Raw genomic sequence first — 25,917 nt, 5'->3', positions numbered from 1 at the left:
GGCGGGTCTTTCCGTACGCATGCGGATCCGCCCCACGTGCCGGGGGCGGGAGGCCGGAGGGGGTCAGTCGGAGGAGGAAACGGCCTTCTTGGCCGCGGCTGCGGCGGATTCCACCGCGTCGCCGGTCTTGTCGACAGCGGAGGAGGCGACGCCCTTGGCGTCGTCGATGATCTCGGAGAGACGGTTCTCCTGCTGGTGGTAGGCGTCGCTCATGTGGTCGGTGAATTCACCGATGCGCGAGTCGAGCTGCGCGAGCAGCTCCTGACCGCGGGGGTCCTTGTTGACGAGATGGGCGGCGACGAAACCGCCGGCGATACCCAGCGCGAACCAGACGAGGCTTTTCACGATCACCACTTCTTCCTCGATACGACGCCGCGATCACGGCATCCCCCATCGTAGGCGAGGGGCCCCGCGCCACGCACAAGGCAGACCTTTGTATGCCGCGTCTCCGGCGTCCATCCCGCCGACGGCCCCATCGCGCACCCGCGCCGGCACCGTCCGGGACGGCCGCATCGACTCCCCCGCGGCCGGTTGTCGCGTATGGTCGGCGGCTCGGCGGAGCATGCGCCATCTCGGGCACACGAATCAACGCCGTGCGCGTTCGATTGCCGCGTATGGTCGGCGGCTCGGCGGAGCATGCGCCATCTGGGGCAGACGAATCAACGCCGTGCGCGTTCGGTTGCCGCGTATGGTCGGCGGCTCGGCGGAGCATGCGCCATTTCGGGCACACGACTTCACGGCGTGCGCATTCGATCGCCGCAAACGGTCATCGGGGCCGGGTAAGGCCCGCCGTCTGGGGCGAACGAATCCAGCGCGAGCAGAGCGCGCCCCGGGAACGGCGACGGGCCGCGCGAGAGCGCGACCCGGGAACGGCGAAGGGCCGCGCGAGAGCGCGACCCGAAAACGACGAAGGGCCGCGCGAGAGCGCGACCCGAAAACGACGAAGGGCGCCGGGAGAACCCGACGCCCTTCGTGTGCTCGCTGGGATCAGCGGGCGGCGTAGTACTCGACGACGAGCTGCACGTCACACGTGACGGGCACCTCGGCGCGCTTGGGGCGACGCACGAGCTTCGCCTGCAGCGTGGAGAGGTCGACCTCGAGGTAGCCCGGAACGGGGGGCAGCACTTCGGCGTGCCCACCGGCGGCGGCGACCTGGAAGGGCTCGAGGCCCTCGCTCTTGGTCTTGACGTGGATCAGCTGACCCGGCTTCACGCGGAACGACGGGCGGTCCACGAGCTGGCCGTCGACCATGATGTGGCGGTGCACGACGAGCTGGCGAGCCTGCGCGGTGGTGCGGGCGAAGCCCGAACGCACGACGAGGGCGTCTAGACGCATCTCGAGCAGCTCGACCAGGTTCTCACCGGTCAGGCCGTCGGTGCGGCGGGCCTCGTTGAACGCGATGCGCAGCTGCTTCTCGCGGATGCCGTACTGCTCGCGCAGACGCTGCTTCTCACGGAGACGGACGGCGTAGTCGCTGTCGGCCTTGCGCTTGGTGCGGCCGTGCTCGCCGGGAGCGTAGGGACGCTTCTCGAGGTAGCGGGCGGCCTTGGGGGTGAGTGCGACGCCGAGGGCGCGCGACAGACGCACCTTGCGGCGGTCCTGAGACTTCGTGGTCACGAAGTTCTCCTTCCGATGACGTGGCCGCGCCTTTCACGGCTCACGGGCGTATCGCCCCCTTCCGCCCGATCCGAAGCGCACGCCGGGGCGCACCGGAAGGTGATCACAGGAAGGAGGGGATGCCCGAAAACCCTGTTTCGAGCCGGTTCATGTTATCAGAGCGGGCCGGGCGCATTCCGGATGCGCTGTCAGCGACCCTCGAGGATGCGGCGGATCTTCTCGAGGCGCGCCGACACGTCGCGTTCGGCCCCGTGACTGGTGGGTTCGTAGTACCGCTTGCCGACGAGCTCGTCGGGGAGGTACTGCTGCGTGACGATGCCGATGTCGCTGTCGTGCGCGTACTTGTAGCCCTTGCCGTGGCCGAGGCGTTTGGCTCCGGGATAGTGCGCGTCGCGCAGGTGCATCGGCACGCGACCGAAGCCGCCGGCGCGTACGTCGGCGATCGCGGCGTTGATGGCGTTGTAGGCGGCGTTCGACTTCGCGGTCGTGGCCAGGTACACCGTCGCCTCGGCGAGGGGGATGCGTCCCTCGGGCATGCCGATGAACGCGACCGCGTCGGCCGCGGCGACCGCGATCTGCAGGGCCTGCGGGTCGGCCATGCCGATGTCTTCGGCGGCCGAGATGACGAGGCGCCGCGCGATGAAGCGGGGGTCCTCCCCCGCCTCGATCATGCGTGCGAGGTAGTGGATTGCGGCATCCGGATCCGACCCCCGCACCGACTTGATGAAGGCGCTGATGACGTCGTAGTGCTCGTCTCCCTGCCGGTCGTAGCGCAGAAGGGCGCGGTCGACGGCCTGGGCGATGTGGTCGGCGGTGATGACGGGCAGTTCGTCGCCCTCGCCGGTGAATGGACCGGGGTCCTGTTCGTCGTCTCCATCTTCGTCATCGTCTTCGTCGCGGGCCGCAGGAGTCGGGGCCCCCGCGTCGTCCCCCGCGACCGAGGCCGCGGCTTCGAGGGCGGTGAGAGCGCGTCGCGCATCGCCGGAGGCCAGACGCACCAGGGCCGCCCGGGCGTCGTCGTCGAGCACCACCCGACCCGCCAGACCGCGTGGGTCGGCCACGGCCCGGTCGACGAGAGCGCCGAGGTCGTCGTCGCCGAGCGGGCGGAGGGTGAGCAGGAGAGATCGCGAGAGCAAGGGAGAGATGACCGAGAACGACGGGTTCTCGGTGGTGGCGGCGATCAACACGACCCAGCCGTTCTCGACACCCGGCAGCAGGGCGTCCTGCTGCGCCTTGGTGAACCGGTGGATCTCGTCGAGGAAGAGGATGGTCGACTGGCCGTACAGATCTCGCTGCGTCAGCGCTTCTTGCATGACCTCGCGCACGTCTTTGACGCCCGCCGTGATGGCCGAGAGCTCGACGAAACGCCGCCCGGACGACCGGGCGATCGCCTGCGCCAGCGTGGTCTTGCCGGTGCCGGGCGGACCCCACAGGATGACCGAGGCGGCCGAGACGGATGCCGAGGAGTCTGTCGTCGCGAGAGTGACCAGCGGCGACCCGGGTCGCAGCAGATGCCCTTGGCCGGCCACCTCGTCAAGGCTCACCGGCCGCATGCGCACCGCCAGCGGCGTCTGGCCCTGGAAGAGCGCGGAGGAAGGGGTCACCCCTCCAGGCTAACCGGGGCCTCCGACACGGGGACCTCCCGTGCCCCGCCGCGATCCGAGACGCCCCGACCGCTGTTTGTAGGATCGAGGGGCCCGGACGGGCGGAGGAGGTCGATGTGGCGGCGCGTGGGAAAGACCGGCGGACCCGAGAGCAGCGCGAGCGTGCGCGCGCCTATCAGGCTCGACAGGAGCTCCACGACCGTCAGGGACGCCGCCGCACCCGTGACAACCTCGTCGGCCTGATCGTCGGGCTCCTCGTGATCGCCGGGGCGATCGCCCTGCAGACGGCGTACTTCGTGACCGGCCCCGGGGCGCCGACCCCCGAACCGTCGTCGACGGTCAGCCCCGAGACCCCCGTCCCGACCGAGATCCCGGTCCCGCTGCCCTCGGAGTCGACCGCACCCTGAGCGATCCTCCCGCGCCGCCGGATCGGCGGCGCGGCGGGGCGGGAACGACGATCCTGTGTCGGAGCGGTCGCGCGTACTAGGCTCGGAGGGTCCTTCTCCCCCAGGCGGTTCTGCCGCGATGAGGTGCTACCCGTGACTTCCGCTCCCACTCCCGAAACCTCCGACCCGCGCGACGACGCGAGCACCGCCGAGGTCGATCCCACCGCCACGGCCCCGGTCGAGGCGGAATCCGACGCTCCCGACGCCGTTCCGGCGAAGGACTCCTCCGCTTCCGACGCCGACGCGTCGTCCGACGACCCGTCGCTCGACGAGCAGTCGACGGATGCCGCTGACCCCGCGTCCCCCGCCGAGCCCACCGCTGAGGAGCCCGCTGCCGAAGCGTCGGCCGAAGACGAAGAGGCCGCCACGTCCGAGGGCGACGCCGCTCCCGACGAGCAGTCCGTCGCCGCGCAGCCCGCCGCCCCGCGTCCCGGCGTCCGACTCCCCGGACCCCCTCCCGGCAAGACCGCGTCCACCTCGGCCACCCAGCCCTGGGGCCGCGTCGACGACGAGGGAACCGTCTCGGTCCGCGAGGGCGACGACTGGCGCGTCGTGGGTCAGTACCCCGATGGCACGCCGGCCGAGGCACTGGCCTACTTCCAGCGCAAGTTCTCGGACCTCGCCGGTGAGGTCACGCTGATCGAGACGCGCCACCGTCGCGGAGGCGCGTCGGCGTCGGATCTGCGTTCGACGGCGAAGACCCTTCGCGGCAAGCTCGAGGGCGCGGCCGCGGTGGGCGACCTCGCCGCTCTCATCGCCCGTGTCGACGCCCTCACCGCAGAGCTCGCCGAAGCGAGTGAGACCGAGGCCGTCGCCGCCAAGCAGGCCACTGAAGAGGCCGTGCGCGAGCGCACCGCGATCGTCGAAGAGGCCGAGGCCCTCGCCGCCCGCGACCCGCAGACGGTCCAGTGGAAGCAGATGACCGCCGACATGACGGCGCTGTTCGACCGGTGGCAGGCCCACCAGCAGAACGGTCCCCGCCTGTCGAAGTCGACCGCGCAGCAGCTGTGGCGCCGCTTCCGCGACGCGCGTGCCACGGTCGATCGTCACCGCCGCGAGTTCTTCTCGTCGCTCGACGAGACCCACAAGTCGGCCCGCGAGGCCAAGACGCGTCTCGTCGAGCGCGCCGAGGCCCTCGCCCCGCGTGGCGAAGACGGGATCGGGGCGTACCGCGACCTCCTCGACGCGTGGAAGGCCTCGGGCCGCGCCGGCCGCAAGGTCGATGACGCCCTTTGGGCTCGGTTCAAGGCCGCCGGCGACGTGCTCTACGGAGCCCGCATCGAGCGCGAGTCCGCCGACGCCGAGGCCTCGAAGGAGAAGATCGAGCAGAAACGCGCCCTCCTAGAGCAGGCCGCGCCGATCGTCGACGAGAAGAACCTCGCCACGGCCCGTCAGAAGCTGACTGCCATCCAGCGTCAGTGGGACGAGATCGGACGCATCTTCCCGCGCGACAAGGAGCGCGTCCTCGACGACGAGCTCCGCAAGATCGAGCAGAGCGTGCGCACCCGCGAAGACGCCGACTGGAAGCGCAACGACCCCGAGCAGAAGGCCCGCGCCAACGACATGACGCGTCAGCTCACCGACGCGATCGACAAGCTTGAGGCCGAGCTGGCCGAGGCCGAGTCGCGCGGCGACAAGCGTGCTGCCGCGCAGGCGTCGGAGGCGCTCGAAGCGCGTCGCACCTGGCTGCGCGCCCTCGGCGGCTGATCGGGTTCTCCACAGTTCGACGGTTCGACCGTCACGGGCGACACCGCTCCGTCACACTGACGGGATGGTGTCGCCCTTTCTGTTCTTCCCCGGGGAGCGTCTCGCGTTGACCGAGCTCAGCGCGGCGTGCCTCGACGGCCTGCTGGTGCCGCTCGGCGAGGGTTTCATGCCGGCCGACGCGGTCGAGACGGTCTGGATGCGGGCACGGAGCCTGTCTCCTCTGCTCGGCGAACGGTGGGCCGGGGTGCGGCTGACGGCGGCGTGGGTGCACGGCGGCACGGCGACCGAGCCGAGACGGCATCACCTCCAGCGGGTGGGGCCGACGCGGACGCGCGCGGGTGACGCGACCCGGGCGGTGTTCCACGACGTGAGACTCCCGGCCGCCGACACGACGCTCGTGGCGGGCGTTCACCTCAGCACACCGGGGCGAACGCTCGCCGACCTCGCGCGTTCCGGAGACGAGGATGAGCGTGCCGCGGCGATCGAGTGGGCGGCATCCGATGTCGAGTCGCGACACGAGGCCCAGGCATGGCTGGCCCGGCACTCGACGTTCCCGTACGGGAGGAGGGGCGCCGCACTGCTGGCCGACGTCGCGGCGCAGAGGTGATCCGTCTCCCGTGCTACGACGAGGTGACGCGGTACACGTCGTAGACCGCGTCGATGCGCCGCACGGCGTTGAGCACACGGTCGAGGTGCACGGTATCGCCCATCTCGAACACGAACTTGCTGAGCGCGAGGCGATCGTTCGTGGTCGAAACGGTCGCCGAGAGGATGTTCACGTGGTGCTCGCTCAGCACGCGCGTGACGTCGCTCAACAGCCCCGAGCGGTCGAGGGCCTCGACCTGGATCTGCACCAGGAAGACGCTCTTCGTCGTCGGCGCCCACTCGACGTCGATGAGACGATCGGGCTCCTCCTTGAGGGACTTCACGTTCGTGCAGTCGCCGCGGTGGACCGACACCCCGCTGCCGCGCGTGACGAAACCGACGATCTCGTCGCCCGGAACGGGGGTGCAGCACTTGGCCAGCTTGACGAGGATGTCGGGGGCCCCACGCACGAGGACGCCGGAGTCGCCGCCACGCGGAGCACGGCTGCGGCCGACGGGGATGTCGATGGGTCCGGTGCTGGTCTCTTCGACGTTGACGAGAGCGGTGACCTTCTCGATGACCGATTGCGTGGAGACGTGCCCCTCGCCGACCGCGGCGTAGAGTGCGGAGACGTCCTCGTAGTGGAAGAGTCGGGCGACCTCGGTGAACGAATCCTGGTTCATGAGGCGCTGCAGGGGCAGGTTCTGCCGACGCATGGCGCGGGCGATCGAGTCCTTGCCCTGCTCGATGGCCTCCTCGCGGCGTTCCTTCGTGAACCACCCGCGGATCTTGTTGCGCGCGCGGGTGCTCTTGACGAAACCGAGCCAGTCCTGGCTGGGGCCGGCATCGGGGTTCTTCGAGGTGAACACCTCGACGACGTCGCCGCTCTGCAGGGTCGACTCGAGCGGCACCAGGCGGCCGTTGACCTTGGCGCCCATCGTGCGGTGACCGATCTCGGTGTGCACGGCGTATGCGAAGTCGACAGGGGTCGCGCCGGTGGGAAGGCCCACCACGCGTCCCTTCGGGGTGAAGACGTAGACCTCTTTCGCGCCGATCTCGAAGCGGAGCGAGTCGAGGAACTCCCCCGGGTCGGCGGTCTCGGCCTGCCAGTCGGAGATGTGAGCGATCCACGCCATGTCGGCGTCGACGGCCTTGGCGTCGGCCTTCCCACCCGCCATCCGCTCCTTGTACTTCCAATGCGCGGCGACGCCGAACTCCGCCTGCTGGTGCATCTCGTGCGTGCGGATCTGGATCTCGACCGTGCGCCCACCGGGGCCGATCACGGTGGTGTGCAGCGACTGGTACAGGTTGAACTTGGGCGTGGCGATGTAGTCCTTGAAACGCCCCGGCAGCGGTGTCCACCGCGCGTGGATCGCACCGAGCACGGCGTAGCAATCGCGCACGGTGCCGACCAGGATTCGGATGCCGATGAGGTCGTAGATGTCGTCGAACTCGCGCCCGCGGACCACCATCTTCTGGTACACGGAGTACAGCTGCTTGGGTCTGCCCATCACCCGGCCGCGAACGCGGAGTTCGCGTAGGTCGGCGTCGACGGCGTCGATGACGTTCTGCACATACTGCTCGCGCTGAGGCGTGCGCTGCTTGACGAGGCTGTCGATCTCGGCGTAGAGCTTGGGATGCATCACCGCGAACGACAGGTCCTCGAGTTCGCTCTTGATCGCCTGGATGCCGAGGCGATGCGCGAGAGGTGCGTAGATCTCGAGGGTTTCCGTGGCCTTCTTCGCGGCCTTGTGCGGCGGCACGAATCCCCAGGTACGCGCGTTGTGCAGTCGGTCGGCGAGCTTGATGAGCAGCACGCGGATGTCTTTCGACATCGCCACGATCATCTTGCGGACCGTCTCGGCCTGCGCGCTGTCGCCGTACTTGACCTTGTCGAGCTTGGTGACGCCGTCGACGAGCATCGCGACCTCGTCGCCGAAGTCGGCGGCGAGCTCGTCGAGCGGATAGCCCGTGTCTTCGACGGTGTCGTGCAGCAGCGCGGCAGCGATCGCCTTGGGGCCGAGGCCGAGCTCGGCCAGGATCTGCGCGACCGCCAGGGGGTGCGTGATGTACGGCTCGCCGCTCTGCCGCTTCTGCCCGTCGTGCGCCTTGTCGGCCACGGCATAGGCGCGCTCGATGATCGCGAGGTCGCCCTTGGGGTGATGCGTGCGGACCGTGCGGAGCAGCTTGTCGACGTCGTCGCGTCGGGCCGCGCGCGAGAAGATCCGCGGAACCAGCCGTCGCAGAGAGGACGGCGGCGGCGCGGAGGAAGCGGTCTCGGTCATCGCCACCCCTTCCTCACGGCCAGTAGATCGATTCTATGCCTCGCGGCGGGGGTCCCAGGTGCGGGCCCGAGGGGCGGGAGCCCCGGCCGTCAGGCCGGGACGCCCGCCTTCTCACGGGCCGACACGACGCGGGCGTCGCGCAGAGCGATCGGCTTCTCCTTCTCGCGCAGCAGTGCGTACATCGGCACGGCGACGAACAGCGTCGAGTACGCGGCGACGATCGTGCCGACGAAGATCGACAGCGAAATATCGCTGAGCGTGCGCGCACCGAGCGGCACACCGATGAAGAGGATCGCGCCCACCGGCAGGATGGCGACCACCGTGGTGTTGATCGAGCGGATCAGCGTCTGGTTGGCGGCGAGGTTCACCGACTCCGAGAAGGTGCGTCCGGAGATCTCGCCGTCCTCCCTGGTGTTCTCTCTCACCTTGTCGAAGACGACCGTCGTGTCGTACAGCGCGTAGGACAAAATCGTGAGGAAGCCGATGACGGCAGCCGGCGAGATCTCGAATCCGAAGACGGCGTAGACGCCGATCGTGATCACGAGGACGTCGACGAGGCCGATGATCGCGGCGACCGACATCTTCCACGTGCGGAAGTAGAGCGCGAGAATGAGGAACGTCAGCGCGAGGAAGATCGACAGCCCCCAGAGCGACTGGCGCGTGACGTCATTGCCCCAGGTCGGTCCGATGAACGAGTTGGTGATCTCGGATGCCGGCACCTTATAGGCGGTCGCGAGGGCTGCGGAGACAGCCTGCGTCTGGTCGTTGTCTAACTGGTCGGTCTGCACGCGGACCGACTGGTCGCTGATCGTGGTGACGCGGGTCGTCGCGTCCGGAACCACCGACGTCACGGCCTGCGTCGCAAGGCCCTGATCGAACGTTGACGGGTTCGAGACCGTGAACTGCGAGCCGCCCGTGAACTCGATCGAGAACTGCACGGGGCGGATGAACGGCACGAGGGCCGCACCGATGACCAGAACCGCGGCGATGATGAACCAGAGGCGACGACGCTGCACGAAGGGGAAGGACGTCTTCCCCGAGTAGAGGTCGTTACCGAGCTGCGACATGGAGCGCATCAGTCGTCTCCCTCCTTCGTGGAGCGGCTATCGCCGCGGCTGGCGGCGGCCAGCTCGGCCTGCTTGCGTTCGGCGATCGTCTGTCGACGCTGCGCCTCACCGCGCGACTTCTTCACCCGGCCCGCCTCGACCACGGGGGCGCGGAACTGCGCGCGTCCGCGGTAGACGGCGCCGAGCGCGTTCGGGTCCATGCCCGACAGGGGGTGACCCGAGCCGAAGAAACGCGTGCGAGCGAGCAGCTGCATCACCGGGTGGGTGAACAGGATGAAGATCAGAATGTCGATGGCCGTCGTGAGACCCAGCGTGAACGCGAAGCCCTTCACCGTGGCATCCGCGAGGATGTACAGCACCACCGCCGCGAGGATGTTGATCGACTTCGAGATGTAGATCGTGCGCTTGGCGCGCGACCATCCGTCTTCGACCGCCGCGGTGATCGACTTGCCGTCGCGCAGTTCGTCTCGTATTCGCTCGAAGTAGACGATGAACGAGTCCGCCGTGAAGCCGATGGTGACGATGAGACCGGCGACACCCGCGAGCGAGAGTCGGAAGCCGGCACGCCACGCGAGGATGCACAGGGCGAGATAGGTCAGGACGGCCATCACGCCGAGCGAGGCGATGATCACCGTGCCGAGCGCTCGATAGACGATCAGCGAGTAGATCGCTACCAGCCCGAGGCCGATGAGACCGGCGATGAAACCGACCTGCAGCTGCTGCGAACCGAGCGTCGCCGACACGGTGTCGGAGCTGACCACCTGGAAGCTCAGCGGCAGAGCGCCGTACTTCAGCTGGTCGGCGAGGGCCTTGGACGACTCCTGCGTGAACGATCCCGTGATGCTGGGGCGACCGTCGACGATGATGCCGTTCATCGACGGCGCCGACAGGACGGACCCGTCGAGCACGAACGCGAACTGGTTCAGCGGCGGCTGCGCCCCATAGAGGCGCTGGCTGATCTCGGCGAACTTCTGCGTGCCCTGGTCGTTGAAGACAAGGTTGACCGCCCACTGCCCGGTGTTCTGCTCCTGGCCGTTGGTGGCGTTCGAGATGTCGGTGCCGTCGAGCTCGACGGGGCCGAGGATGTACTTCTGGCCGTCGTTCGTCCCGCACGTGATCATCGGCTGGTCGGCCGGGGCCTGCGCCGGGTTGCTCGGCGGGTTCGCGCAGTCGTACGCGAGGAACTGCGCCTGCAGGGCCGGGGTGATGTACGCCGGGTCGCTCGCGTTGGTCGGCGACGCGGTGGGCGTCGACGGCAGGTTCGGGTCGGGCGTCGGGTAGGGCGTGGTCACGCCGTCCTGACCCACGAACGTGGTCGCCGGCGAACCGGTGAACAGCACCGGGCGCAACTGCAGCTGAGCCGAGCTCTGGATGCGCTGTCGCGTGGCCTCGTCGGCCTGGCCGGGGATCTGCACGACGATGTTGCGGCCACCCTCGGTGGCCACATCGGCTTCACCCACGCCTGAGGCGTCGACGCGCTGGCGGATGATCGTGACGGCCTGCGCCAGCTGTTCGCTGTCGGGCGCGGCGCGGTCGGTGGTCTGGGCTTGCAGGATGATCTGCGTGCCGCCCTGGAGGTCGAGCGCGAGCTCGGGGGTCCAGGAGCTGGCGTGGAACACGTACACACCCAGCGCGTTGATGCCGAAGAGCACGCCGGTGATGGCGAGCAATCCGGTCAAAACGCGCCAGGCGTGACGGACGGGAGTCGAGGGCGCCACGGAGTCGGCTTTCTGTGCGGCGGTGAACGAAAAGGCGGGAGGGGGCGATCAGACCGCGGGGCGGTCCTTGTCGTCACGCTCGGCGTCGGCGGCGTGCTGGCGGGCGGCACGCTGGTCGTCGCTGATCGAGGTGATGTCACCGTCGGCGACGCCGGCGATGTACTCGGCCTCGGTCTCTTCGGCTTCGATGTACTCGTCTTCGGTCACGGTGCCCGCAGCCGAGTCGACGATGCGGAGGATGGCCTGGCTGTGCACCTTGATGACGACGCCGGGAGCGATCTCGACGTGCGCGGGCTTGTCGAGGTCTTCGCCGTCGTACTCGACGATCGTGCCGTAGAGGCCGCCCTGCAGCAGCACCTCGGCACCGGGAACCGTCTCGCGGGCCTTCTGCTCGAGCTCGGCCTTCTGCTTCTTCATGCGACGGCGGGAGCTCAGGAACATGAAGACGAGCAGGCCCGCGAACAGAATGAGCAGGAGGAAACTGGAGTCCATGGAGGCGGTGCACCTTTCAGATCAGGCGCGCCGTGCGGCACTGCCTAGCGTGGGTCGGGGAATCCCTCGCCGAGTATAGGTCATGACCCCTGGCTGAACCGGAGCATGCCGTCCGGGTGAGGGGCTCCGAGGTGGTCGTAGGCCTCCGGAGTCGCCACGCGTCCGCGGGGAGTGCGGCCCATGAATCCGATGCGCACGAGGTAGGGCTCGACGACCGATTCGATGGTCTCGGGCTCTTCTCCCACGGCCACGGCGAGGGTGCTGAGCCCCACCGGTCCCCCACGGAAGCGGCGGACGAGGGCGTCGAGGACGGCTCGGTCGAGGCGGTCGAGCCCGATGGCATCCACGTCGTAGAGATCCAGCGCGGCGCCCACCGTCCGCACGTCGGCGTGACCCTCGTCGGTGCCGGTTGACGGACCGTTCACGACGAGATAGTCCCGGACACGCCGGAGCAGACGGTTCGCGATACGGGGCGTTCCCCGGGAGCGCCGGGCGATCTCGGAGCGCGCCGTGCCCGGGAGGCCGACATCGAGCATGGATGCCGAGCGTGAGACCACCCGCTCGAGCTCTTCAGGCTCGTAGTACTCGAGGTGCGCGGTGAAACCGAAGCGGTCGCGCAGGGGGTTCGGCAGGAGGCCCGCGCGTGTCGTGGCGCCCACCAGGGTGAAGGGGGCCAGGTCGAGGGGGATGCTGGTCGCTCCCGCACCCTTGCCGACCATGATGTCGATGCGGAAGTCCTCCATTGCGAGGTACAGCATCTCTTCGGCCGATCGCGCCATGCGGTGGATCTCGTCGATGAAGAGCACCTCCCCCGGTGTGAGCGACGACAGCAGGGCCGCGAGGTCGCCCGCGTGCTGGATCGCCGGCCCGCTCGACAGGCGCAGCGGTCGCCCGCTCTCGTGGGCGACGATCATCGCGAGGGTGGTCTTGCCGAGCCCGGGAGGACCGGAGAGCAGGATGTGGTCGGGAGAGCGCTGCTGGATGCGCGCGGCGTCGAGCAGGAGCTGCAGCTGGCCGCGGACTTTCTGCTGACCGACGAACTCGGCGAGGGAGGTGGGGCGCAGGGCCCCCTCGATCGCGAGTTCGACCTCGTCGTCGGGCGTCCCGGCGTCTCGGACGTCAGCCACTCACGCTCTCCTTGCGGGCCGGGCCCAGCAGGGCGAGCGTGAGTCGGAGCAACGACTGGACCGAGGCGCGGTCGGCCTCGGAGGCGGATTCGGCGACGGATGCCACGGCCTCGGCCGCCGTCCGTTCCGTCCAGCCCAGGCCCACGAGGGCCTGCGTGACCTGCAGGGGCACCTGGCCGTGCGCCGAGGCGGTGGCGGGAGCCGCGGAGGGCGCCACCTGGAGCTTGCCGGCGAGCTGCACCACGATGAGCTTGGCCGTCTTGGGGCCGATGCCAGAGACGCGCCGGAACGGGGCGTCGTCATCGTCGGCCACGGCCTGGGCGATTTGCGGCACCGTGAGCGAGGACAGCACCCCGAGTGCGGACTTCGGACCGACGCCGGTCACACTGATCAGCTGGGTGAAGACGGTCAGCTCTTCGCGAGCCTCGAAGCCGTAGAGCGACAGGGCGTCCTCGCGCACGATGAGATTCGTGTGCAGGTGGATGTCGTCGCCGACGTGCACTGTGCGCGCGAGCTGGGCGGTGACCGCGACGGAGAAGCCGACTCCTCCGACCACGATGACCAGTGAGTCGTCGGCGACGTGAGCCGCCGTGCCGTGCAGCGAGGAGATCATCAAGCCAGCCTACGCGCCTGTTCGTACATGTGTTCGAGCGACACGCTTCGGCGGGGTCCGCTTCTTCTCGGCATCCCTCCAGGCCTTCTGAGCGGGGGTCAGCGCGTCATCGGCCGAGGCAGCGGCCGCTCCCCCGCGCCAGGCGTGACAGAGGGCGATCGCGAGGGCGTCGGCGGCATCCGCCGGCTGGGGAAGCGCGTCGAGGCGCAGCACGCGGGCGACCATCGTCTGCACCTGCAGCTTGTCGGCGGAGCCGTACCCGGTGATCGCGGCCTTGACCTCGCTGGGGGTGTGCGTCGCGGCCGTCAATCCGTGTTCGGCCGCGAGCAGCAGCGCGATACCGCTGGCCTGGGCCGTGCCCATCACCGAGTGGAGGTTGTTCTGCGCGAAGACGCGCTCGACGGCCACGACGTGGGGCTGATGGGTGACCAGCACGTCGCGGATGCCGGCGGCGATCGCCGCGAGACGCTTCTCGATCGGGTCGGTGGGTGCGGAACGGGCGACGCCCACGTGGACGAGTGAGGCCGTGCGGTTCGGCGAGACGTCGACGACACCGAGGCCGCACCGGGTCAGGCCGGGGTCGATGCCGAGGACGCGGAGGGAACGAGACACGGCCCCCACGCTAAGCGCAGGGGCCGTGTCGAGATCGAGGGCGCGCCCTTACTCGTCGTTCTCGAGCTCGGCCTGCACCTCGGCGCTCATGTCGAAGTTGGTGTAGACGTTCTGGACGTCGTCGCTGTCTTCGAGAGCGTCGATCAAGCGGAACACCTTGCGAGCGGTGTCGGCGTCGACCTCGACCTTGAGCGAGGGCACGAACTCGACGTCGGCTGAGTCGTACTCGATGCCGGCATCCTGCAGGGCGGAGCGCACCGACACCAGGTCGGATGCCTCGGTGATGACGCCGAAGCCGTCGCCGTGCGGCTCGACCTCTTCGGCGCCCGCCTCGAGGACGGCGAGCATGACGTCGTCTTCGGTGGTGCCCTCGGAGGGGACCACGATGACGCCCTTGCGGCTGAAGTTGTAGGCGACGCTGCCCGGGTCGGCGAGGGTGCCGCCGTTACGGCTGAGGGCGGTGCGCACCTCGGCCGCGGCGCGATTCTTGTTGTCGGTCAGACACTCGATGAGGAAGGCGACGCCGTTGGGGCCGTATCCCTCGTACATGATCGACGAGTACTCGACGGCTTCGCCGCCGATACCGGCACCGCGCTTGATCGCGCGATCGATGTTGTCTTTGGGGACCGAGGTCTTCTTCGCCTTGAGGACGGCGTCGAAGAGGGTGGGGTTGCCCTGGAGGTCGGCTCCACCGAGCTTCGCCGCGACCTCGATGTTCTTGATGAGCTTGGCCCACGACTTGGCGCGACGGGAGTCGATGACCGCCTTCTTGTGCTTGGTCGTGGCCCATTTGGAGTGTCCGGACATAGCTTCCAGTCTAGAGCGCGGGGGCGCTCATCCCGCGTCTGCGCGCGACGTGGCTCAGGAATCGGCGGTGGAAGCGCGTCTCCCCCGTCGATTCGGGGTGGAATGCGGTGCCCATCAGCACGCCCTGCTCGATCGCCACGACGCGCCCATCGGGGAGGGACGCCAGTGGCTCGGCATCCGGTCCCCATTCGACGACCGCGGGCGCCCGTATGAATGCCGCGTGCACCGGCGGCTCGCCCAGGACGGGCACGTCGAGCTCGGTCTCGAACGACGCGGTCTGGCTGCCGAAGGCGTTGCGCGCGACGCGCGCGTCGATGCCGCCGAACGTCTGCTGGCCCGTGATCGCGCCGTCGATGCGGTCGGCGAGCAGGATGAGCCCCGCGCACGTGCCGTACATGGGCATGCCGTCGGCGATCGCCGCGCTGATGGGGTCGAAGAGACCGAAGGCGCGCGCGAGCTTGTCGATCACGCTCGACTCGCCGCCGGGGAGGACCAGGCCCTCCACGGCGGCGAGCTCGTCGGGTCGACGCACGGGCTGCGCGTCGGCGCCGAGCCCGCGCAGCACGGCGAGGTGCTCGCGCACGTCGCCCTGCAGCGCGAGCACTCCGACGCGAGGGGTGTTACCAGCCACGCTCGGCCAGGCGGTGCGGGGCGGGCAGGTCGGCGACGTTGATGCCGACCATCGCCTCGCCGAGTCCGCGCGACGCCTCGGCCACGACCTTGGGGTCGTCGTGGAAGGTCGTCGCCTTCACGATCGCCGCGGCGCGCTGTGCGGGGTTGCCTGACTTGAAGATGCCGGAGCCCACGAACACGCCGTCGGCGCCGAGCTGCATCATCATGGCGGCGTCGGCCGGGGTGGCCACTCCCCCGGCGGTGAAGAGCACGACGGGCAGCTCGCCGGTCTCGGCGATCTCGGCGACGAGGTCGTAGGGCGCCTGCAGCTCCTTCGCGGCGACGTAGAGCTCGTCCTTCGTCTTGGCGCGCAGGGCGTTGATCTCGCTGCGGATCGTGCGGATGTGCTTGGTCGCCTCCGAGACGTCACCCGTGCCGGCCTCGCCCTTGGAGCGGATCATCGCCGCACCCTCGGTGATGCGGCGCAGGGCCTCGCCGAGGTTGGTCGCCCCGCAGACGAAGGGGACGGTGAAGTTCCACTTGTCGATGTGGTTGACGTAGTCGGCGGGCGAGAGCACCTCGGACTCGTCGATGTAGTCGACGCCGAGCTCCTGCAGGATCTGCGCCTCCACGAAGTGGCCGATGCGGGCCTTCGCCATGACGGGGATCGAGACAGAGGCGATGATGTCGTCGATCAGGTCGGGGTCGCTCATGCGCGCGACGCCGCCCTGGGCGCGGATGTCGGCGGGCACGCGCTCGAGCGCCATGACGGCGACGGCGCCGGCGTCTTCGGCGATGCGGGCCTGCTCGGCGGTGACGACGTCCATGATCACGCCGCCCTTGAGCATCTCGGCGAGACCGCGCTTGACGCGGGAGGTTCCGGTGTCGGTCATGTCCACTCCGTTCCGCGCCGTGCGGCGCGTGGTTCCGCGCTTCGGGGCGCGATCATTGGCTTAGGCCAAACCGTAGCACGGCTCAGGACATAGGCTGTTCGTGACCCAGGGGGGCCTATGACCATCGACATCACCGGGCGTTCGGCATCGGCCATCGCCGCTGATCTGCGCGAGCGCATCGAGCGCGGCGAGCTCCCTCCGGGCACGCTGCTGCCCTCCGTGCGAGCAGTCGCCGCCGACCTCGGCGTCAACCGCAACACCGTCGTCGCCGCCTACCGGCAACTCGCCCAGGCCGGACTGGTCGAGGCCCGCGGTCGAAGCGGCACGCGCGTTGCGGACCGCACGGCCGTCGCCCAGGAGGGGTACGCGCCCGACACGGTGCTGCGCGACGTGGGCACCGGCAACCCCGACCCCGCACTCATCCCCGACCCGACGGCCGCCCTGGCCCGCTCAGCCCGACCGGTCCTCTACGGCGAGCCGGTCATCGACCCGGGGCTGGAGGCGTGGGCCCGCGGCTGGATGTCCGACCACCTCCCGCACGACGACCTGCTGATCACGGTGACGAGCGGCGCGAGCGATGCGATCGAGCGCCTGCTCGCCCAAGCCTTGCAACGCGACGACGCTGTGGCGCTCGAAGATCCGTGCTTCCTGTCGGCCCTACACACCGTCCGCACCGGCGGGTATCGCGCGGTTCCGGTGGCGGTGGATGCCGAGGGCATGACCGTCGACGGGTTGCGCGCGGCCCTGAAGGCTGGCGTTCGCGCGGTGATCTGCACGCCTCGCGCGCACAACCCCACGGGGGCCAGTCTCAGCGCCGAACGCGCCGCGGCGCTACGCGACGTCCTCGCGGAGTACCCCTACGTCCTTGTGATCGAGGACGACCACTTCTCACTGCTGTCCCGCGCTTCCCTGCACTCCGTCATCGGACCCGCGCAGCGCCGCTGGGCGCGTATCCGCTCGATGTCGAAGTTCCTCGGACCCGACACGTGCCTCGCGGTCACGGCATCCGATCCCGACACCGCCGACGGCCTCGCCGTACGCCTCACGCCGGGCACCACCTGGGTGAGCCACATCCTGCAGCGCATGACCCTCGCCCTCGTCACCGACGACGCCGTGCGCGTCGGCATCGAGGCGGCCGCCGAGCACTACGCCGCGCGCAACGCGGCGTTCGCGGCCGCCCTCACCGAGCGGGGGCTGCCGGTGTCCCCGGGTGACGGTCTCAACCTGTGGGTGCCGCTGCCGGTTCCCGCCGCGGTGGTGCGCGAAGAGCTCATGCGCCGCGGCTGGCTGGTGCGCGAGGGGGATCCGTTCTTCCTCTCCCCCGACCCTGCCGGCGCGTTCCTGCGCTTGACCGTCCACGACCTCGACGCGACCTCGACCGAAGCCCTCGCCGACGACCTCGCGCGTGCGGCGGGCGTGCTTCGCGGATCAGGACGAAGTGGGAGGATCGACGCATGAAGGTTCTCTCGATCCAGTCGGCCGTCGCGTTCGGACACGTCGGCAACTCCGCCGCCGTCTTCCCCCTGCAGCGCATCGGCGTCGAGGTGCTGCCGGTGTACACCGTGAACTTCTCCAACCACACCGGTTACGGCGCGTGGCGCGGTCCGCTCATCGCCCCGGACGACGTCGCCGCCGTTATTCAGGGCATCGAGGACCGCGGCGTCTTCCCCGAGATCGACGTGGTGCTCTCGGGATACCAGGGCGGCGAGGGCATCGCCGACGTCATCATCGACGCGGTCGCGCGGGTGAAGAGGGCGAACCCGGATGCCGTGTACGCCTGCGACCCCGTCATGGGCAACGCCAAATCGGGGTGCTTCGTGGCACCCGCGATCCCGGTGCTGCTGCGCGAGCGCGTCGTGCCGGTCGCCGACATCCTGACCCCGAACCAGTTCGAGCTCGGCTTCCTGACCGACACCGAGCCCGGCAGCATCGACTCGACGCTCGAGTCCGCCGACATGCTGCGCGCCCGCGGCCCGCGGACGGTGCTCGTCACGAGCGTCGAGCGCCCCGACCGCGAGCCCGACACCATCGAGATGATGGTCGTCGACGATGCCGGGGCCTGGATCGTGCAGACGCCCCTGATCCCCATGAAGGCGAACGGTTCGGGGGACGTCACGGCGGCGCTGTTCACGGCGCACTACCGCCGCACCGGCGACGCCGCCGATGCGCTTGCGCGCACGGCATCCAGCGTCTTCGACCTGCTCTCGAACACGTTCGAGGCCGGCTCGCGCGAACTCCGACTCGTCGAGTCGCAGGAGGCGTACGCGCACCCGCGCCTGCAGTTCGCCGTCCGTCAGGTGCGCTGAGCCGAGGCGCGAGCGCCGGACCTGAGGCTCAGCCGCCGTAGACCTCTTGGTAGGCGGCGAGCCACTGCTCGCCGTCCGCGGGGCACATGAAGGTCGCGCCGAACACCATGACGCTGGCGATGGGCTTCTCGGCCTGCGTGCGCGCGGCGCCCTGGAGGTCGCTCGGAATGAGCTGGGCGAACAGCGGCGAGGTAGCCACGTGCGTGCTCATGGTCGTGGCGTCGATCTGGTGACGGTTCAGGATCGCCGTCTCGCACGCGTCGCCCGCCAGGGCGAGGGCGAGGCTCTCGTCGGTCGCCGTCCACGTCGACCCCTGCTGCTCGACGTAGGCGCGCTGCTCGGCGATGAACTCCTTCTGGGCGGGCGTCACCGCGACCAGGGGGGAACCGTCCATCGGGAGCTGCTGCTCGCGAAAGTACTCCTCGCGCTCGGCGAAGACGTCGCCGACGGCGTCGGGGTCGACCGTGGTCGACTCTTCGGGCGCGGGACTCTGCGCCGCGTCCGGAGCGGAGGTCGGCCGCCCCTCGGCGCCGTCCGGCCCCAGGGGGCTCGGCAGCGGGATGCACGCCGTGGTCGCGAGGAGCACGGCAGCGAGAGTGAGGGAGAGAACCAGAGGGCGAGTCCGAGCGTTCATACCGTCACGCTAGCGAGAACGCCCGGCCCGGGAGTGGGGCTTGTGGATAACCCGTTTCACGCTTCCCAGGCGTCGGCGACCGCCCGGCGCACGTCGCCGAGCAGCTGCGGCAGGGCCTTGGTCTTCGCGATGATGGGGAAGAAATTGGCATCCGACGCCCACCGGGGAACGATGTGCTGATGCAGGTGCGCGTCGACACCCGCCCCCGCGATCGCTCCCTGGTTCATGCCGAGGTTGAAGCCGTCGCAGTTCGACACCGCGCGCAGCACCCGCATGCCGCGCTGGGTGAGCGCGCCGATCTCGGCGACCTCTTCGTCGGTGGCCTGGTCGTAGGTCGCGATGTGGCGGTACGGGCACACCAGCAGGTGACCGGAGTTGTACGGGAACAGGTTCAGCAGCACGTACGCCGTTTTCCCCCGCGCGACGATCAGCCCGTCCTCGTCGCTCTTGTCGGGCGCGGCGCAGAACGGACAGGTCTTCTCCATCGGCTCGCGCCCGGCCGAGATGTAGGCCATGCGGTGCGGCGTCCACAGGCGCTGGAACTCGTCGGGCACGCCGGGAAGGGTCGCGGCGTCGACGAGTTCCGCATCGGTCGTGTGCGATCCGGACCCGTCGACGGCGCGCGTCGTAGCGGAATCCGACGACGAGCCCGCCCCGACGGCATCCGGATCGCTCATCACGCCAGGTCCTCCGCGGTGTTCACGAGGGTGCGCTGGGCGATCGCGCCCGTGATGCGCGCGACGGCCTCATCGACCGGGATGCCGTTGAGCTGCGTGCCGTCGCGGAAGCGGAACGAGACCGTGCCGTTTGAGCGGTCCTGCTCTCCAGCGATCAGCATGAGCGGCACCTTCTGCGTGGTGTGCGTGCGGATCTTCTTCTGCATGCGGTCATCGCTGTGGTCGGCCTCGGCGCGCACGCCCTTGGTCTTGAGGTCGGCGACGATGCCCTGCAGGTAGTCGCCGTACTCGGCGGCCACGGGAACGGCCACGACCTGCACGGGGGCGAGCCACACCGGGAACGCGCCGGCGTAGTGCTCGAGCAGGATCGCGAAAAAGCGCTCGACCGAGCCGAAGAGGGCGCGGTGGATCATCACGGGGCGGTGCTTCTCGCCGTCGGGCCCGGTGTACTCGAGCGCGAAGCGCTCGGGCTGGTTGAAGTCGAGCTGGATGGTCGACATCTGCCAGGTGCGCCCGATCGCGTCGCGCGCCTGCACCGAGATCTTCGGGCCGTAGAAGGCCGCCCCGCCCGGGTCGGGCACGAGCTCGAGGCCCGACGCCTCGGCGACCTCGCGCAGCGTCTCGGTCGCCTCGGTCCAGAGGGTGTCGTCGCCGATGAACTTCGGGTTGCCCTCCTCCTTCGTCGACAGCTCGAGGTAGAAGTCGTTCAGGCCGTAGTCGCGCAGCGTCTGCAGCACGAAGTCGAGGCTGTGCGTCAGCTCGCCCTTGACCTGGTCGGCCGTGACGTAGATGTGCGTGTCGTCCTGGGTCATGCCGCGCACGCGCGTGAGGCCCGAGAGGGTTCCGCTCTTCTCGTAGCGGTAGACCGATCCGAACTCGCTCAGGCGCAGCGGCAGCTCGCGGTAGCTGCGCCCGCGCGAGCGGAAGATCAGGTTGTGGAACGGGCAGTTCATGGGCTTGAGGTAGTACTCCTGGCCCTCGCGCGAGACGTGCCCATCGGCATCCGTCACCTCGTCGAGCACCATCGGGGGGTACATGCCGTCGGCGTACCACTGCAGGTGGCCGCTCGTCATGAACAGGTCGCCCTTGGTGATGTGCGGGGTGTTGACGACTTCGTAGCCGCTGGCGAGCAGGCGCTCGCGCATGTAGCGCTCGATCTCGTAGCGGATGATGCCGCCCTTGGGATGGAACACCGACAGCCCCGGGCCGATCTCGTCGGGGAACGAGAACAGGTCGAGCTCTTTGCCGAGCTTGCGGTGGTCGCGCTTCGCGGCCTCTTCGAGGCGGTGCTGGTAGGCGCGCAGCTCGTCTTTCGTCGGCCACGCGGTGCCGTAGATGCGCTGCAGCTGGGGGTTCTTCTCGCTGCCGCGCCAGTAGGCGCCGGCGATGCGGGTGAGGTCCCACCCGTTGCCGATGAGGCGCGTGCCGGGCACGTGGGGTCCGCGGCACAGGTCTTTCCACGCGGTCTCGCCGTCGCGGGTGACGTTGTCGTAGATCGTCAGCTCGCCGGCGCCGACCTCGACGGACGCGCCCTCCGCGGCCTCGGCCGAGCCGCCCTTGAGCCCGATGAGCTCGAGCTTGAACGGCTCGTCGGCGAGCTCGGCGCGAGCCTCGTCGTCGGTGACGACACGACGCACGAAGCGCTGGTTCTCGCGGACGATGCGCTCCATCTCCTTCTTGATGACCTTGAGGTCGTCAGGGGTGAAGGGCTCGTCGACCTGGAAGTCGTAGTAGAAGCCGTCGGTGACGGGCGGGCCGATGCCCAGATTGGCCTGGGGCTTGACACGCTGCACGGCCTGCGCGAGGACGTGTGCGGTCGAGTGGCGCAGGATCGAGAGGCCGTCGGCGCTGTCGATCGTGACCGGCTCCACCTGGTCGTCGGCCGTCACGGTCGTGGCCAGGTCTTTCAACTCCCCGTTGACGCGCAGAGCGACGACCGAACGGTCGGGGAAGAGGGCGAAGCCATCGGCGGGGAAATCAGTCACAGAACATCTCCTGAAGGGGTCGTTTCCAGGCTACCGGGCGGGCGTGGTCTCGACGGCACGCAACGTGCCCCATAGTGGAGCGGTGACTTTGGCCATCATCGGCGGCGTGCTCTGGGTCCTCGGGATCATCGCGCTGCTCACCGGCGTCTTCCCCGCCGACGCCGCTCTCGCCGTCGCCGACCGCGTCTGGCCCATCCTGCTGTTCGTCGTGGCCGTGACGATCGTCGCCGAACTCGCCTCGAAGGCGGGGCTGTTCGACGTCGTGGCCGCGCGGTTGGCGAAGCTCGCCCGCGGGCGCACGGCGCTGTTGTGGGTGCTGGTCGTGGCTTTGGCCACCGTCGCCACGGCGTTCCTCTCCCTCGACACCACCGCTGTTCTGTTGACCCCCGTGGTGGTGGCGATGGCGGTGGCGCGAAAGCTCAACCCGCTCCCCTTCGCGTTCGTCACCGTCGTGCTCGCGAACACCGCGTCTCTGGTGCTGCCGGTGTCGAACCTGACCAACCTGCTCGCATCCGATGCGCTGGGCGGGGGCCACGACCCCATCGCCTTCCTCGCGCTCCTCGGGCCGTCGGCGCTCATCGCGATCGTGGTCTCGGTCGTCGTGCTGACGGTCGTGTTCCTCCGCCGGCTGCCGAAGACCTACCCCGATGCGACTGCCCCGGACGTGTCCGACCGCGTCCTCCTGCGCATCTCCGCGGTAGTGACGGTTGCATTGCTGCCCCTGCTGGTCGTCGGGCTCGAACCGTGGATGCCTGCCACGGCCGCCGCGGTGGTGCTCATCGCGGCGTTCGCCTGGCGCGCGCCGCGGGCTCTCGGCATCCGTCTGGTGCCCTGGTCGCTGCTGGTCTTCGCGGGGGGCCTGTTCCTCGCCGTCGGGGCGCTCGAGGCCCTGGGGATCGGGCGCATCACCTCGGTGCTCGCCGGTTCCGGAGACGACCTGGTGTCGCTGTGGCAGCTGGCGGGTGTCGGAGCCCTCGCCGCGAACGGCATCAACAACCTCCCCGCCTACCTCGCCCTCGAGTCGGTGGCGGGCTCCCCCGCGCGCCTCGCGGCGCTGCTGATCGGCGTGAACGCCGGGCCGATCGTCACGCCGTGGGCGTCACTGGCCACCCTCCTCTGGCACGACCGCCTGGTCGCCGCGGGAATCGAGGTGCGGTGGAGCCGGTTCATCCTGCTCGGCGCGATCATCGCGCCGCTGATCCTGTTCCTCGGGGTCCTGCCGCTCGTCTGGTGAGTGTCAGTCCTCGTACGTTCGCGACCAGGCCTTGTGGGGCTCGATGAACCACACGGCCACGCCCGTTCGCAGACCGTACGCCTCGCCGGTGTACAGCCGCGAGATCCGGTCGACGTAGGGCAGGGCCTCGTCGCCGTCGATCCGTTCGACGGCCACCCCGCGCACGAACGCCATCGAGTAACTGTTGTCGGCGGCGGTGACCGAGACGGCCACGCGCGGGTCGCGCTGCAGGTTGCGGTCCTTCAGGGTGTCGACCTCGGTGAACAGCATGAGGCGGTCCCCGTCGACTCCGACCCAGAGCGGGATCGAGTGCGGCGACCCGTCGCGCATGAGCGTCGCGAGGTGCGCGACGGCGTCGGTCTCGAAGTACGGCTTGGTGCGGGTCCAGTCGCTCATGCTGGGTGCAACCCCCGGGGTGGCGGCATCCATTCCCCGTTCAGGACCGGACGGAATGCGGGGCCTGATCGTTCGGCACCTCGCTGAAGACCATTTCCTCGCGGCGGCTGCTCTCGCGCGGAACGAATTCGTCCGGCTCAGTGACGACGTACAGGCCGCGGCCCGAGTTCGCGTTGTAGGTCAGCGCGTGCAGCCACGCGGTGCTCAGTTGCGGAGTTCGACTGCCGTGGAACTTGAACACCAGCGACACGTACGGGTGGATATAGACCGTAGTGCGCCCGCCGCCCGTGCTGATGTCGTCTTTCCAGGTGAACGGGAAGCTCTCGCCGCGACGCACTTTCGCCATGATCACCGCCTGCAGGTGCGCGAGCAGCCGGTCCTCGAAATCGACCTTGATGTTGCCGTCGTAGATGAACTTGCCCATGGTGACTCCCGTCGGTGCCGCCCGCGGCCAGGCGCCTCTCGGCGAGAAGTGGAACGCGGAGGTCGGGGGGCGGCAACCGCTTTCTCTGCGTGCACCGTCTCTCGGAGTCGACGTTCACGCAAACCCCCTTGCGAAGGATTGCGGTTTCGGGATAACGGCGGGTGAAAAGCGGGGGGATGCCGCGAATCAGGCGTCGCGAGAGATGCGGATGATGACGCGGTCGCCGGGTTTGCGTTGCAGGCGACGTACGAACGCCTCGAAGCCGAGGATCGCGCGGTATTGGAAGCCGTACTTGCGCTTGAGGGCGGCGTCGGCGCGAGCGTCGTCCGTGGCGGGGCCGGCGATCCGACCGTGCGCCTCGACGCGGATGGCATCCGGTTCGACGGCGCCCATCCTGCTGCAGGGCTGCAGGGTCACGCGCGAGTCGTTGCGCAGGCGCTTGACCTTGCCCGTGGACCGCTCGCTCGTCACGACCAGCTCGTCACCGTCGCGCGCGACCCACACCGGGACGGCCACGAGGGCTCCGTTGCGGCGGTAAGTGCCGAGCGAAACGAACGACGAGGCCGCGATCTCGCGCCACAGGGTGTCGGGGACGGTCATGGTCTCACCGTACTGGGCGGCCTCCGCGGCGGCGACGGGTTGCGCCGACGGCCCGCCGCGAGGTCCGAACAGATCGAGAACCCCGGGAATGGATGCCATCTCCTCCATGCGCCCGTGCGCGAAGCCGCCCCAGAGCGAACGGACGCTCCGGCCGACAGCGGTGAGCTCGTCGGAACGCGCGCCGGCGTAGGGCGCGAGCTGCGGCCCGGTCGACTCGGTACCGAAGACGAAGGGCACCTCGATCGCGTGGGAGGCCCGGTAGAGGTCGTTCGCCCGCCACCGGAAGACGTAGCGCAGCGCCGTCCCTCCCGCCCTGCGGTAGTCGCGAGCGAGGCGACGGGCCGGGCGGCCGTAGACGACCGCGTTCATCGCGGTGTCGAGGACCGTGGAGGCGAGGGCGTGCAGCAGCGGCACGGCGCGCAATGCGTCCAGGGCCGTCACGCCGGGGAGGAAGAGCCGCGTCTCCTCGGCGGTGACCCCGATCAGCAGGGGAATGCGTGCGGCCCCCTCGAGCCACCTCTCGGCGATCTCGCCGTGGGGAGGCAGGGGGTCGAACCCGGGCTGCGGAGCGAAGGGCATCAGAGAGAACCGTCCGAAACCGCGCGCGGCCTGCATCGCGTCCGCCTGGAGGCGCATGAGTTCTTCCGACGGGGTCGCCGGGCTGAGAGACGCGGTCGCCGCGCTCATCGCCGCTGCGAGGCCGGCGCGCGCGCCCATGGTGCCCATGGGCGCGCTCTGCACGATGGCGCGCGAGAACAGCCGCCGAGCGCGGTCGACGGCCATGAGGTGGAGCACGGCGTCGGCGCCCGCGGATTGTCCGAACGCCGTCACGCGAGCCGGGTCTCCCCCGAACGCCGCGATGTTGCGCTGGACCCACTCGAAGGCGGCGAGCTGATCGAGGAGCCCGAGGTTGGCAGGACGCTCCGCTCCGTCACCGAGATAGCCGAGTACGCCGAGCCGGTAGGTGACCGTGACGACGACGACGTGCTGCTCGGCCGCGAGCACGGCGGGGTCGTAGACGGGCAGATCGCCCGCACCGCTGGTGTAGCCACCGCCGTGCACCCACACCATCACGGGCAGCGCGGCGTCCGCTTCGCCGCGGTCGGCCGGAACGGTGATCGAGAGGTGCTGGCACTCCTCGCGGATCGGAAGGTGGCCGGTCTGGTCGCCGAGAGCGTCGATCAGCGGAGTGGGTGCCTGCGGGGCGGCGGGCGAGGGCTCGAGGGCCTCGAAGACGTCGTCGTCAGCCCGGTCCGGCAGAGGGAGGGGACGACCGAAGCGCTCCGCGCGAGCGTACGGGATGCCACTGGCCCGCAGCACCGCACCGTCGCGGCGTCCGCGGATGGGTCCCGTCGGCGGGAAGAAGAGGGGGTCTTCGCTCGTCACGCCTACTCGCTTCCTGTTCCGCCGGGGCGGTGCGTCGCGCCTGCCGCGGAGGTGGCGGAGGCGTCTGGCCACCCTACTGAGCCGCACCCA

25 protein-coding genes are annotated in these 25,917 nt (G+C 69.6%); 6 read left to right on the top strand and 19 right to left on the bottom strand.

The features are described 5' to 3' along the window. Positions 1-63 precede the first annotated feature (63 nt). From QBE02_RS02870 to QBE02_RS02860, 3 genes are all read right to left on the bottom strand, one after another. A complete protein-coding gene (locus tag QBE02_RS02870; RefSeq protein WP_074695157.1) occupies positions 64-351 on the bottom strand; it encodes an ATPase in 288 nt (95 codons plus the stop codon). 636 nt (positions 352-987) lie between these two features. After that, positions 988-1,617 carry a 30S ribosomal protein S4 gene (rpsD, locus tag QBE02_RS02865; RefSeq protein ID WP_056231683.1) on the bottom strand — a complete coding sequence of 210 codons (630 nt, stop codon included), beginning with the start codon at positions 1,615-1,617 and terminating at the stop codon, positions 988-990. 188 nt (positions 1,618-1,805) lie between these two features. After that, the gene (locus tag QBE02_RS02860; RefSeq protein ID WP_279367049.1) at positions 1,806-3,221 is read right to left on the bottom strand and encodes a replication-associated recombination protein A; all 1,416 of its coding nucleotides are present in this window, start codon (positions 3,219-3,221) and stop codon (positions 1,806-1,808) included. A 116-nt stretch (positions 3,222-3,337) separates the two neighbouring features. Between QBE02_RS02860 and QBE02_RS02855 the strand changes: the two genes are divergently transcribed. The 3 genes from QBE02_RS02855 (at position 3,338) to QBE02_RS02845 (ending at position 5,981) form a co-directional block, all read left to right on the top strand. After that, positions 3,338-3,628: a dioxygenase gene (locus QBE02_RS02855; RefSeq protein WP_279367048.1), complete on the top strand. Its 291-nt coding sequence runs from the start codon at positions 3,338-3,340 to the stop codon at positions 3,626-3,628. A 132-nt stretch (positions 3,629-3,760) separates the two neighbouring features. After that, positions 3,761-5,374, top strand: coding sequence for a DUF349 domain-containing protein (locus QBE02_RS02850; RefSeq protein ID WP_279367047.1), 1,614 nt, complete (start codon positions 3,761-3,763; stop codon positions 5,372-5,374). 64 nt (positions 5,375-5,438) lie between these two features. Next, positions 5,439-5,981: a type IV toxin-antitoxin system AbiEi family antitoxin gene (locus tag QBE02_RS02845; protein WP_279367046.1), complete on the top strand. Its 543-nt coding sequence runs from the start codon at positions 5,439-5,441 to the stop codon at positions 5,979-5,981. 13 nt (positions 5,982-5,994) lie between these two features. Here QBE02_RS02845 and QBE02_RS02840 read toward each other — a convergent pair whose 3' ends face one another. The 10 genes from QBE02_RS02840 to pdxS form a co-directional block, all read right to left on the bottom strand. Then, positions 5,995-8,244, bottom strand: a complete 2,250-nt coding sequence (locus tag QBE02_RS02840) for a RelA/SpoT family protein (RefSeq protein ID WP_056231672.1) — start codon at positions 8,242-8,244, stop codon at positions 5,995-5,997. An 89-nt stretch (positions 8,245-8,333) separates the two neighbouring features. Then, positions 8,334-9,320, bottom strand: a complete 987-nt coding sequence (secF, locus tag QBE02_RS02835; protein ID WP_056231669.1) for a protein translocase subunit SecF — start codon at positions 9,318-9,320, stop codon at positions 8,334-8,336. Next, on the bottom strand, positions 9,320-11,029 hold the full coding sequence (secD, locus tag QBE02_RS02830; RefSeq protein ID WP_279367045.1) for a protein translocase subunit SecD: 1,710 nt from the start codon (positions 11,027-11,029) through the stop codon (positions 9,320-9,322). Before secD ends, secF begins: the two co-directional genes overlap by 1 nt. A 48-nt stretch (positions 11,030-11,077) precedes the next feature. Continuing rightward, the gene (locus QBE02_RS02825; RefSeq protein WP_056231662.1) at positions 11,078-11,521 is read right to left on the bottom strand and encodes a preprotein translocase subunit YajC; all 444 of its coding nucleotides are present in this window, start codon (positions 11,519-11,521) and stop codon (positions 11,078-11,080) included. Between the two features lie 80 nt (positions 11,522-11,601). After that, positions 11,602-12,648: a Holliday junction branch migration DNA helicase RuvB gene (ruvB, locus tag QBE02_RS02820; RefSeq protein ID WP_056231660.1), complete on the bottom strand. Its 1,047-nt coding sequence runs from the start codon at positions 12,646-12,648 to the stop codon at positions 11,602-11,604. Further along, a complete protein-coding gene (ruvA, locus tag QBE02_RS02815) occupies positions 12,641-13,261 on the bottom strand; it encodes a Holliday junction branch migration protein RuvA (protein WP_279367044.1) in 621 nt (206 codons plus the stop codon). The genes ruvB and ruvA overlap by 8 nt, the downstream gene beginning before the upstream one ends. Before the next feature lie 9 nt (positions 13,262-13,270). Next, a complete protein-coding gene (gene ruvC, locus QBE02_RS02810) occupies positions 13,271-13,873 on the bottom strand; it encodes a crossover junction endodeoxyribonuclease RuvC (protein ID WP_279367043.1) in 603 nt (200 codons plus the stop codon). A gap of 48 nt (positions 13,874-13,921) precedes the next feature. Continuing rightward, complete coding sequence (locus QBE02_RS02805) at positions 13,922-14,680, bottom strand: YebC/PmpR family DNA-binding transcriptional regulator (RefSeq protein WP_056231653.1); 759 nt, start codon at positions 14,678-14,680, stop codon at positions 13,922-13,924. Between the two features lie 10 nt (positions 14,681-14,690). Continuing rightward, positions 14,691-15,311, bottom strand: coding sequence for a pyridoxal 5'-phosphate synthase glutaminase subunit PdxT (gene pdxT, locus QBE02_RS02800; protein WP_279367042.1), 621 nt, complete (start codon positions 15,309-15,311; stop codon positions 14,691-14,693). After that, entirely contained in the window at positions 15,301-16,185 is an 885-nt protein-coding gene (gene pdxS / locus QBE02_RS02795; protein ID WP_186316626.1) for a pyridoxal 5'-phosphate synthase lyase subunit PdxS, read from the bottom strand. Before pdxS ends, pdxT begins: the two co-directional genes overlap by 11 nt. Before the next feature lie 117 nt (positions 16,186-16,302). On the opposite strand from pdxS, the gene QBE02_RS02790 reads away from it, so the two are divergent. Together QBE02_RS02790 and pdxY are read left to right on the top strand one after the other, a co-directional pair. Beyond that, positions 16,303-17,643 (top strand): aminotransferase class I/II-fold pyridoxal phosphate-dependent enzyme, encoded by a 1,341-nt coding sequence (locus QBE02_RS02790; protein ID WP_279367041.1) that lies wholly within the window; start codon positions 16,303-16,305, stop codon positions 17,641-17,643. Further along, positions 17,640-18,491, top strand: coding sequence for a pyridoxal kinase PdxY (gene pdxY, locus QBE02_RS02785; protein ID WP_279367040.1), 852 nt, complete (start codon positions 17,640-17,642; stop codon positions 18,489-18,491). The genes QBE02_RS02790 and pdxY overlap by 4 nt, the downstream gene beginning before the upstream one ends. A gap of 28 nt (positions 18,492-18,519) precedes the next feature. Here pdxY and QBE02_RS02780 read toward each other — a convergent pair whose 3' ends face one another. Genes QBE02_RS02780 through thrS form a run of 3 tightly spaced genes read right to left on the bottom strand, consistent with a single transcriptional unit; the run spans position 18,520 to position 21,787 of the window. Next, positions 18,520-19,125 carry a hypothetical protein gene (locus QBE02_RS02780; protein ID WP_279367039.1) on the bottom strand — a complete coding sequence of 202 codons (606 nt, stop codon included), beginning with the start codon at positions 19,123-19,125 and terminating at the stop codon, positions 18,520-18,522. 56 nt (positions 19,126-19,181) lie between these two features. Beyond that, complete coding sequence (locus QBE02_RS02775) at positions 19,182-19,802, bottom strand: HIT family protein (RefSeq protein ID WP_279367038.1); 621 nt, start codon at positions 19,800-19,802, stop codon at positions 19,182-19,184. After that, complete coding sequence (gene thrS / locus QBE02_RS02770) at positions 19,802-21,787, bottom strand: threonine--tRNA ligase (protein WP_279367037.1); 1,986 nt, start codon at positions 21,785-21,787, stop codon at positions 19,802-19,804. Before thrS ends, QBE02_RS02775 begins: the two co-directional genes overlap by 1 nt. An 82-nt stretch (positions 21,788-21,869) precedes the next feature. Between thrS and QBE02_RS02765 the strand changes: the two genes are divergently transcribed. Continuing rightward, a complete protein-coding gene (locus QBE02_RS02765) occupies positions 21,870-23,021 on the top strand; it encodes an SLC13 family permease (protein ID WP_143017853.1) in 1,152 nt (383 codons plus the stop codon). Between the two features lie 3 nt (positions 23,022-23,024). Here QBE02_RS02765 and QBE02_RS02760 read toward each other — a convergent pair whose 3' ends face one another. The 3 genes from QBE02_RS02760 to QBE02_RS02745 form a co-directional block, all read right to left on the bottom strand. Further along, positions 23,025-23,417 carry a TIGR03618 family F420-dependent PPOX class oxidoreductase gene (locus QBE02_RS02760; RefSeq protein ID WP_279367036.1) on the bottom strand — a complete coding sequence of 131 codons (393 nt, stop codon included), beginning with the start codon at positions 23,415-23,417 and terminating at the stop codon, positions 23,025-23,027. Positions 23,418-23,457: 40 nt separating this feature from the next. After that, positions 23,458-23,841 (bottom strand): ATP-dependent DNA ligase, encoded by a 384-nt coding sequence (locus QBE02_RS02755; protein ID WP_279367035.1) that lies wholly within the window; start codon positions 23,839-23,841, stop codon positions 23,458-23,460. 186 nt (positions 23,842-24,027) lie between these two features. After that, positions 24,028-25,827 carry a PPOX class F420-dependent oxidoreductase gene (locus QBE02_RS02745; RefSeq protein WP_347710272.1) on the bottom strand — a complete coding sequence of 600 codons (1,800 nt, stop codon included), beginning with the start codon at positions 25,825-25,827 and terminating at the stop codon, positions 24,028-24,030. Positions 25,828-25,917 lie beyond the last annotated feature (90 nt).

Origin of the sequence: Microbacterium testaceum, from assembly GCF_029761935.1 — a bacterium.
GTDB classification, from domain to species: domain Bacteria; phylum Actinomycetota; class Actinomycetes; order Actinomycetales; family Microbacteriaceae; genus Microbacterium; species Microbacterium testaceum_A.
Note: the sequence above shows the minus strand (reverse complement) of the source record. Positions and strands in the feature narration are given on the sequence as shown.

Excerpts from the sequence above, each read along its gene's own strand:
- QBE02_RS02845 (WP_279367046.1), top strand. The coding sequence starts at position 5,439 with ATGGTGTCGCCCTTTCTGTTCTTCCCCGGGGAGCGTCTCGCGTTGACC.
- QBE02_RS02840 (WP_056231672.1), bottom strand. The coding sequence starts at position 8,244 with ATGACCGAGACCGCTTCCTCCGCGCCGCCGCCGTCCTCTCTGCGACGG.
- secF (WP_056231669.1), bottom strand. The coding sequence starts at position 9,320 with ATGCGCTCCATGTCGCAGCTCGGTAACGACCTCTACTCGGGGAAGACG.
- QBE02_RS02825 (WP_056231662.1), bottom strand. The coding sequence starts at position 11,521 with ATGGACTCCAGTTTCCTCCTGCTCATTCTGTTCGCGGGCCTGCTCGTC.
- ruvA (WP_279367044.1), bottom strand. The coding sequence starts at position 13,261 with ATGATCTCCTCGCTGCACGGCACGGCGGCTCACGTCGCCGACGACTCA.
- QBE02_RS02805 (WP_056231653.1), bottom strand. The coding sequence starts at position 14,680 with ATGTCCGGACACTCCAAATGGGCCACGACCAAGCACAAGAAGGCGGTC.
- pdxS (WP_186316626.1), bottom strand. The coding sequence starts at position 16,185 with ATGACCGACACCGGAACCTCCCGCGTCAAGCGCGGTCTCGCCGAGATG.
- QBE02_RS02790 (WP_279367041.1), top strand. The coding sequence starts at position 16,303 with ATGACCATCGACATCACCGGGCGTTCGGCATCGGCCATCGCCGCTGAT.
- pdxY (WP_279367040.1), top strand. The coding sequence starts at position 17,640 with ATGAAGGTTCTCTCGATCCAGTCGGCCGTCGCGTTCGGACACGTCGGC.
- QBE02_RS02780 (WP_279367039.1), bottom strand. The coding sequence starts at position 19,125 with ATGAACGCTCGGACTCGCCCTCTGGTTCTCTCCCTCACTCTCGCTGCC.
- QBE02_RS02775 (WP_279367038.1), bottom strand. The coding sequence starts at position 19,802 with ATGAGCGATCCGGATGCCGTCGGGGCGGGCTCGTCGTCGGATTCCGCT.
- QBE02_RS02760 (WP_279367036.1), bottom strand. The coding sequence starts at position 23,417 with ATGAGCGACTGGACCCGCACCAAGCCGTACTTCGAGACCGACGCCGTC.
- QBE02_RS02755 (WP_279367035.1), bottom strand. The coding sequence starts at position 23,841 with ATGGGCAAGTTCATCTACGACGGCAACATCAAGGTCGATTTCGAGGAC.